This is a genomic window from Maribrevibacterium harenarium, from assembly GCF_006385675.1.
In the GTDB taxonomy this organism is placed as follows: Bacteria; Pseudomonadota; Gammaproteobacteria; order Pseudomonadales; family Marinomonadaceae; genus Marinomonas; species Marinomonas harenarium.
In genome coordinates this window covers 1-8416 of the sequence record NZ_VFRR01000030.1, presented here as the reverse complement: position 1 = coordinate 8416, position 8416 = coordinate 1, and the positions used below count along the sequence as shown (strand labels likewise).

At 49.3% G+C, this 8416-nt stretch carries 7 protein-coding genes; 3 read left to right on the top strand and 4 right to left on the bottom strand.

All coding sequences use genetic code 11. The annotated features are described in order from the left end of the window. From modC to FJM67_RS13065, 3 genes are all read right to left on the bottom strand, one after another. Nucleotides 1-994: molybdenum ABC transporter ATP-binding protein (modC, locus tag FJM67_RS13075; protein ID WP_140589966.1), on the bottom strand; the 994-nt coding region annotated here is incomplete at its 3' end. Beyond that, complete coding sequence (gene modB / locus FJM67_RS13070) at nucleotides 991-1683, bottom strand: molybdate ABC transporter permease subunit (protein WP_140589964.1); 693 nt, start codon at nucleotides 1681-1683, stop codon at nucleotides 991-993. The genes modB and modC, both read right to left, overlap by 4 nt. Nucleotides 1684-1691: 8 nt before the next feature. Beyond that, nucleotides 1692-2330, bottom strand: a complete 639-nt coding sequence (locus FJM67_RS13065) for a TetR/AcrR family transcriptional regulator (protein ID WP_140589968.1) — start codon at nucleotides 2328-2330, stop codon at nucleotides 1692-1694. Nucleotides 2331-2546: 216 nt separating this feature from the next. Here FJM67_RS13065 and FJM67_RS13060 point away from each other — a divergent pair, with 216 nt between their 5' ends. From FJM67_RS13060 to FJM67_RS13050, 3 genes are all read left to right on the top strand, one after another. Then, entirely contained in the window at nucleotides 2547-4583 is a 2037-nt protein-coding gene (locus FJM67_RS13060; protein WP_140589962.1) for an NADH:flavin oxidoreductase, read from the top strand. A 68-nt stretch (nucleotides 4584-4651) separates the two neighbouring features. Further along, on the top strand, nucleotides 4652-5413 hold the full coding sequence (locus FJM67_RS13055; RefSeq protein WP_140589960.1) for an electron transfer flavoprotein subunit beta/FixA family protein: 762 nt from the start codon (nucleotides 4652-4654) through the stop codon (nucleotides 5411-5413). Nucleotides 5414-5424: 11 nt separating this feature from the next. Further along, complete coding sequence (locus FJM67_RS13050; RefSeq protein ID WP_140589958.1) at nucleotides 5425-6357, top strand: electron transfer flavoprotein subunit alpha/FixB family protein; 933 nt, start codon at nucleotides 5425-5427, stop codon at nucleotides 6355-6357. Between the two features lie 89 nt (nucleotides 6358-6446). Here FJM67_RS13050 and FJM67_RS13045 read toward each other — a convergent pair whose 3' ends face one another. After that, the gene (locus tag FJM67_RS13045) at nucleotides 6447-8330 is read right to left on the bottom strand and encodes a bifunctional diguanylate cyclase/phosphodiesterase (protein WP_140589956.1); all 1884 of its coding nucleotides are present in this window, start codon (nucleotides 8328-8330) and stop codon (nucleotides 6447-6449) included. Nucleotides 8331-8416: the final 86 nt, after the last annotated feature.

Sequence of the window (8416 nt, the reverse complement as noted above, 5' to 3'; positions counted from 1 at the left end):
GATCTGATCCACAAGCAAGGTGGACCAGCACCATGGCTGGGTCAGTGTCCGGCTCGATACAGGTAATGCAGCTGTCGAGTCGGTTGGAGATGCTAGTGTCTTGGTGTTGGCTATGGGTGAGGCTGACGTCTCTGGCTAAAATGCGAATGCGTACCTCTTTACCGAGAATATCGCCATTGTCTCGCACCCATATATCCCCCCCGGGGCAGGTGATTTTTGCCAAATGCCATTGGGTATCCCGCTCGGAAACAATGCCTTGCCACAGGGCTCCCGTATCAAAACCTGACAGTGGCGGCAGATCGGTACGAGAGAAAATCTGGCTAATTTCTCCTTGTGCAATGACTTTACCTGCTTCAAGCACCACGACGTCATCCGCTAATTGAGCGATTTCCTCGACGCTATGGCTCACGTAAAAAATTGGGATATCGAGCTCCCTGCGTAGCTGGGTAAGATAGGGGAGGATTTCGCGTTTGCGAGCTGAATCTAGGGACGCGAGAGGCTCGTCCATCAAGAGTAGGCGTGGTTGAATCAATAGCGCCCGAGCAATGGCAACCCGCTGCCGTTCGCCGCCAGACAGTTGGTGTGGGTAGCGCTGCAGTAGGTTTTCTAACCCCATTAAGCGGATAATGTGCGTCTGCTGACTAACGGTTGGGCGTGGTTTGGCACGTTTTACGGCAAATTCGATATTTTGGGCGGCTGTTAAGTGAGCAAAGAGGCTCGCTTCCTGAAACACGTAGCCGATAGGGCGTTGGTAAGTCGGTACAAAACGGGATTCATCCTGCCAGGTTTCTCCGTGCACATGAAGTTTCCCAAGAGGTGCCTTTTCTAATCCAGCGATACAGCGCAAAAAGGTAGTTTTACCGGAGCCGGATTGACCAAAAATCGCGGTAACGCCTCGGTTAGCGAGGGTGAGATCCACATCAAGGGTAAAATCTGACTGCCCCGGGGTGGCACGGGTGAGGTGAAATTGCGCTTGGATGGTATCTGAGCTCATTTACTTGGCCCCCAAAAGCTTGCGTTGCCTTGCCGTTGAGTTCCATAGACACCAAGTAAAACCAAAAACGAGAACGCCACCATAAGTCCCGCCAATAAATGTGCCTGCCCATATTCCATGGCTTCCACATAATCATAAATTTGTACCGACACCACGCGAGTTTCTTGGGGGATATTGCCACCAATCATCAGCACTACACCAAATTCCCCGACGGTGTGGGCAAAACCGAGAATCGCAGCGGTGATAAAGCCTGGTTTTGCCAGGGGCAGCACCACATGAAAAAAACTATCCCAAGGGCCTGCTCGCAAGGTGGCAGCGGCTTCTAACGGGCGCTCGCCAATGGCTTCCATGGCGTTTTGAATGGGTTGAACCACGAAGGGTAGGGAGTAAAACACCGAGGCAATCACCAAGCCCCAAAACGAGAAGGGCAGCAAGCCAATACCAAGCTGCTGGGTCAGCTGTCCGACCCAACCGTGAGGCCCCATCGCCACCAGTAAATAGAATCCCAATACCGTGGGCGGCAATACCAATGGTAAGGCCACAATGGCGCCAATCGGACCTTTTAACCAAGAGTTTGTGCGTGCCAGCCACCAAGCAATAGGAGTACTGATTACCAGTAAGACCAAGGTTACTGTCGTTGCAAGTTGCAGAGTCAGCCAAATGGCATCGAGGTCAGCAGCAGTAAACATTAATCGGGTTACTCGGTGGTATGGTTAAAGGCATGTCGATGGTGAAAGCGACTAATCTCGCTATCACTGGGCAACTGCCCGGTAAAGGCTTTGACATAATCCGGCACACGCCGCATACGGGTGGCCAGTGTTTCTTGGGTTTGCATGGTGATATACCCAATCTGCACCAAATACAAGGTTCTAGCGTTTACCTCTGCTTCGATCCGAGTTTTGCCAAAACGTTCAAACAGGGCGATAAGGGCTTCTAAACGTTCATCATCCGCTGCTTGAACAGCGTTTTTAATCTCAATGGATTGTAAAGACCAGCTACGAATCGCGAATTCAAGACGCGCATCGAACAGGGTTTGATCGTACCAGCAGTCAAAAATGTTCAAGGTCGCCTCGGTGATGGTCTCCGCGTAGGCTTCCACTTGGCGAATCAAGCTGCCGGTATTCTTACGTTGCCAAAAAGCCACCAATTCCTGCAATAGGGCGTCGCGGTCCTTAAAAAACCAGTAAAAGCTGGTGCGAGAAATGTTTAAGCGTTTGGCTAGCGTGGCGATTTTGACGGCTTCGACGCCGGATTCCAATAGAATTTCGACGGCAGCCTCGAACCATACTTCCGGCGAACCCCGCCAGCCACTGTCGTTATTTGATTGCTTTTTCATTTGACTCATTTGCCACCACAATTTGACGTAAACAGTACATGTCGTTATCGCAAAATGTACAGTAGTGAATATTTTTAATTTTATAAATCTAAATCAATTGACACTATTGTACATTTTTTCTTAGCATCAATAAAACAAACTGAAATAACCCGAAAAATAACCAATAAGTCATTCTCATTCGCCACCCACATAACCCTTAGGAACAGGAGCGCGGCCATGTCAAATGATCCTTTATTACAGCCCTATCAGCTAAAGCATCTTACCCTTCGTAATCGCATTATCATGACTTCCCATGAGCCAGCGTACCCAGAAGAGGGAATGCCCAAAGGCCGCTATATTGCCTACCATGCAGAGCGCGCTAAGGGTGGTGTCGCCATGACTATGACCGCAGGCTCGGCGGCGGTATCGAAAGACAGTCCGCCGGTGTTCAACAACCTTTTGGTCTACAAAGACGAAGTCGTCCCCTATATCAAAGACCTAACCGATGCGGTGCACGAACACGGTGCTGCCATCATGATTCAGCTTACCCATTTAGGTCGTCGTACCCGTTGGGACAAAGCCCATTGGTTGCCGGTGGTGTCCCCGTCCCATAATCGGGAAGCGGCTCACCGTGCCTTTCCAAAAAAGTTAGAAGACTGGGATATCGAGCGCATTATAAAGGATTACGCCGACGCTGCCGAACGTATGCAAGCTGGAGGTATGGATGGTATCGAATTACAAGCCTACGGGCACCTTATGGATCAGTTCTGGTCGCCTTTGACTAATGATCTAGATGGCCCCTACGGCGGTTCCCTCGACAACCGTTTGCAGTTTGCTTTTGATGTGCTTTCAGCCATTCGCCAGCGTGTAGGTAACGAGTTCATCGTCGGGATGCGTTACACCGGTGACGAGATGATGGATCGGGGCTTGAGTCCAGAGGAAGGTTTTGAAATCTCCCGTCGCCTCACAGAAAGCGGCATGGTGGATTTCCTTAATGTGGTCCGGGGGCATATTGATACGGACCCAGGTTTGACCGATGTGATTCCGATTCAGGGTATGGCGAACAGCCCGCACTTGGATTTTGCCGGAGACATCCGCGCTGCCACCGGTATGCCGGTATTCCATGCAGCGAAAATCCCCGATGTGGCGACAGCCCGCCACGCGGTGGCATCTGGCAAAGTGGATTTGGTTGGCATGACCCGTGCCCATCTTACGGACCCACATATAGTGCGCAAAATTATCGAAAAGCGGGAAGAGCAGATTCGCCCTTGTGTTGGTGCCAACTACTGTTTGGATCGCATTTACCAAGGCGGCGAAGCCCTTTGTTTGCATAATGCTGCCTCTGGTCGTGAGCAAACCATGCCCCACGACATTCCGAAAGCCACTACCAAGAAAAAGTTCGTCATCGTTGGGGCTGGCCCGGCAGGTCTTGAGGCTGCCCGAGTAGCCGGTGAACGGGGGCACGAAGTGGTGGTGTTAGAAGCCGCCAATGTTCCCGGTGGACAGGTGCGCTTAACCGCACAAAGCGAACGCCGCAAAGAGATGATTTCCATCATCGACTGGCGTATGGCGGAATGTGAGCGATTGGGTGTGCAATTTAAATTCAATACCTGGGCAGAGGCAGATGACGTCGAAGCGGAAAATCCAGATGTAGTGATCATTGCTACCGGTGGCTTGCCCCACACAGACGTTCTGAGTCGCGGCAATGAACACGTTATTTCTACTTGGGACATTATCTCTGGGGATGTGAAACCCGGTAAAAATGTATTGGTATTTGATGATGCCGGCGACCATGCGGGGCTTCAAGCGGCGGAAATTATTGCCAAAACCGGGGCTAAAGTGGAAATCATGACACCTGACCGCGCCTTTGCGCCTGAAGTCATGGCGATGAACTTGGTACCCTACATGCGCACGCTACAAGCGCTGGATACAACCTTCACCGTCACCTACCGGTTAGACGCGGTAGAAAAAGACGGTGCGACACTAAAAGCCCATATCGGTAGTGACTACGGCGGCATCAATCAGGTACGTGAATACGATCAAATTATCGTCAATCATGGGGTAATTCCTTTAGATGATATCTATTTTGAGTTGAAGCCTCATTCCATCAATTTGGGGGAAATGTCCCACGATCAATTGATCAACGGTTCAGCCCAAAGCGTAGTGCGCAATCCCGATGGTCGTTATCAGTTATTCCGTATTGGGGATGCAGTCGCCACACGAAATACCCACGCAGCCATCTATGATGCGCTACGCTTAGTAAAAGACCTATAACTGTCACCAGAGCCTCAGCCATCGCGTTTCCGAGATGGCTGAGGCAGAGAATAAGAAAAGGAGTCACTATGAAAGTACTGGTAGCCGTAAAACGCGTTGTGGATTACAACGTCAAAGTTCGGGTGAAAAACGATGGCTCGGGCGTTGATTTAACCAATGTCAAAATGTCCATTAACCCATTTGATGAAATTGCCGTAGAGGAGGCTGTGCGCCTCAAAGAAGCTGGCAAAGTAGACGAAGTAGTATTGGTATCAATCGGTTCGGCCAAGTCGGAAGAAACCTTGCGTACCGGCCTTGCCATGGGGGCGGATCGAGGCATTTTAGTGAATACCGATGACCTTGCCGTCGAGCCTCTGGCAGTAGCGAAAATACTGCAAAAAGTGACCGAGAAAGAGCAGCCAAGCCTCGTAATTTTAGGCAAACAAGCCATTGATGATGACTGCAACCAAACTGGTCAAATGTTGTCAGCGTTAATGAACTGGCCCCAAGGGACGTTCGCCTCTGAAGTGGCCCTTGATGATACCCAGGTGACGGTCACCCGAGAAGTGGATGGGGGGTTACAAACGGTCAAATTGTCCTTGCCTGCGGTAGTGACTACGGATCTACGCTTGAACGAGCCGCGCTTTGCCTCCTTGCCGAATATTATGAAAGCGAAGAAAAAACCGGTCGACAAGCTGACGCCAGCGGAACTTGGCTTGGGGGAAGGTGACATAAAACCGCGTTTAGAGATTGTCCAGACCCAAGAGCCTGCCAAACGCCAAGCAGGTATCAAAGTAGTGACCGTCGCTGAATTGGTCGATAAATTGAAAAACGAAGCCGGTGTGCTCTAAGGAGAAAAACCATGAAAACCCTATTAATCGCCGAGCACGACAACCACACTTTATCAGCCCATACCGCCAAAGCGCTGACGGCTGCCACCAAGCTTGGTGCGGTGGATATCCTGGTACTAGGCCAAGATTGTGAAGCGGTAGCCCAACAGGCGGCCACCCTAGCCGGAGTCAGCACTGTGTTGTTGGCGGATGATGCCGGTCTGGCAAATCAGCTAGCCGAACCGTGCGCTGAGGTGATCTTATCGCTGGCATCTGAGTACCAAGGGATCGTCGCTGCGGCGACCACAACGGGTAAAAATACCTTGCCCCGGGTCGCAGCCAAGCTTGATGTGATGCAGGTGTCTGATGTGATCGAAGTGTTGGACGAATCCACCTTCAAACGCCCCATCTATGCCGGTAATGCCATTCAGACCGTGCGTTGTAACGAGCCGATAAAAGTTATCACGGTACGTACGGCCAACTTTGAGGCCGCCGGTACTGGGGCGAGTGCTCCTGTTAGCGCCGTTTCAGTTAATCTATCTGCTGCCCTATCGGAGCATGTGGAAGACACTTTATCTGTCTCTGAACGCCCAGAACTAGCAACGGCTAATATTATCATCTCTGGGGGTAGGGCACTGGGCTCTAAAGAGCAATTCCAGCAGGTGATCTTGCCGGTGGCGGACAAGCTTGGCGCTGCAGTAGGGGCGTCACGGGCTGCGGTGGATGCGGGTTATGCACCGAACGATTGGCAAGTAGGGCAGACTGGTAAGATTGTTTCCCCGCAATTGTATATTGCCTGCGGAATTTCTGGCGCGATTCAACACTTAGCCGGTATGAAAGACTCGAAAGTCATTGTCGCGATTAATACCGACGAAGATGCGCCGATTTTCCAAGTCGCCGATTACGGTTTAGTCGCGGATTTATTTGAAGTGCTGCCAGAACTAGAGCAACAGTTAGGGTCATAACCGACACTGGCTACAACCGATGCCATGGCTATGTTGTTTGTTCCAACGTAGTCATGGCACTCATCCATTACCCGCAGACAGTCGTTCTTTTACACCAATCTCTCTAGAAATTCGCTATAGGTGCTGGGCTTGGCATAGAAATAACCTTGGCAGTGATGACAGCCTAGCTTGATTAAGGTTTCAGCTTGCTCCTTCGTCTCTACACCCTCAACGACAATGTGATAACCATAATTATTGGCTAAGTAGACAATAGTCTTAATCGGAATGTAAGAGCGCTCATCGTCAGATAACTGAATCACGAATGATCTATCTATCTTGATTGTATTGATATGTAGAGTGTGGGAGAAAGAGAACGAACTCATACCGGTACCAAAATCATCCAGTGCAATGGAATAGCCAAGACTGGAGATGTATTCCAGCTTTTCGGCGATATGTTTCACATCGATCGAAGTCTCTGATTCCGTCAACTCGATCTCTAGCATTGGATAGTTAGTGGCTGGTAACGAAACTGCGATTTGCTCCAGTGTGGTGGTGACTTCTGTATCGAACACATCATACCCATTGAGATTAAAGGATACCGGCAGATGATGGCCTTTACTGTGTAAATCCTTGGCTAATTTAGCTGCTTCATTAGCAACAAACCGAGCAAACTGTGAGCGAACATTGCTTTGTTCAACAATATCCAAAAAGTGATAGGGCGTGAGCAAACCATCCTCTGGGTGATTCCAGCGTATTAACGCCTCTGCTCCGACTGTAGCACCGGTGCGCATATCGACTTTAGGCTGTAGGTACAATTCAAACTGATGTTGCTCAATAGCATCCCGGATTTCTGCGGAATACTGTAACGCCTTTTGACTCACCTTGATTAGATCCCGGCTATAGCGAAGGAATGGCAACCGTTGTTGGTTGGCACTGAATATTAGCGTAGAGATGGAGGAAATCAGGCGATCAAAACGATTCACGTCATTGGGAAAGATGACTTCCACCACCGTTGGGTCGAGTGAAAATTGAAAGTTATCAACTTGTTGTGGCTCGTTTATCAGCTTGTGAAATGTATCAATACAATCTTTCTTGCGATAGGGAGCAACAATTACGAAGGTACCATCGTTTAGCCGCGCTAATAAACACGATTTATCGATATTCTGCCGTAATTGTGTCGCCAATTGATGAAGCGTCTTAGAGACGATCAATGAACTATTATTGGCAAGTATTTGCGATAGATTGCGGAATTTCGCTGCGTAGATGATGTGCTCTCTATTGGCAAAATTGGCTTGCTGGGAGTCGAACTTTTCTCGTAATGCTCGCTCGTTGAGTAGTCCTGTTTGGGAGTCAGTATTTGCCGCCGTAATGACGCGACGATTGGAGCTTTCGATACGCTTCCAAAGAAAAAAGGCAACGGCCACCGCACCCCAAATAGCAATCCAGACCACAATGGTGGAGGATATCATCAACCGAGTGAAAACCTTATCCACTACGTAGTTATCGCTTTGGCTTTCTTTAACCATAAAGATACGAATTTTATGACCATTTTCCAAGGCGACATCATGGAACATGATGCAATACTTTGTGCCTGCAAAGTTGTAAAAGTATTGGTCGAGATCGTAATTTGACGAACTCAATGTGTCGTGATCATGTCCACCAAGCTCTTTCTCGAGGAAAGTATTATTAGTTAAAACGGACCGCATCTCGCTCAGAATAGTGACATCAATCTTCTGGGATGCTGCCACAGAACCGGTTGAGTCGGACACCACTACCATTAATGGCATCTCAAAATGATAAAGCGCATCGAGTAAGTCTGCTTCAGACAACCCCTCGGAGATGGGCTTAGTACCAAGCATCGCCTCATCGAGTTTATTTTCTAACTCATCAAGAACAAAAAAGGTAATATCATGAAGTTGCTTGAGTTCCATAGCGCGTATGGTTTCTTTGCCGGATTCATAACCTTCTGCTACGTAAAGCGTGCTAAGGAACATGCGATTAAGTCGGCAATGTGAGACAATCTAGCCGACTTAATCTGACTACGACTCCTGCCAACCATGAACCAACTTTCTTTCGCTGA

Excerpts from the sequence above, each read along its gene's own strand:
- FJM67_RS13050 (WP_140589958.1), top strand. The coding sequence starts at position 5,425 with ATGAAAACCCTATTAATCGCCGAGCACGACAACCACACTTTATCAGCC.
- FJM67_RS13055 (WP_140589960.1), top strand. The coding sequence starts at position 4,652 with ATGAAAGTACTGGTAGCCGTAAAACGCGTTGTGGATTACAACGTCAAA.
- FJM67_RS13060 (WP_140589962.1), top strand. The coding sequence starts at position 2,547 with ATGTCAAATGATCCTTTATTACAGCCCTATCAGCTAAAGCATCTTACC.
- FJM67_RS13065 (WP_140589968.1), bottom strand. The coding sequence starts at position 2,330 with ATGAAAAAGCAATCAAATAACGACAGTGGCTGGCGGGGTTCGCCGGAA.
- FJM67_RS13045 (WP_140589956.1), bottom strand. The coding sequence starts at position 8,330 with ATGTTCCTTAGCACGCTTTACGTAGCAGAAGGTTATGAATCCGGCAAA.
- modB (WP_140589964.1), bottom strand. The coding sequence starts at position 1,683 with ATGTTTACTGCTGCTGACCTCGATGCCATTTGGCTGACTCTGCAACTT.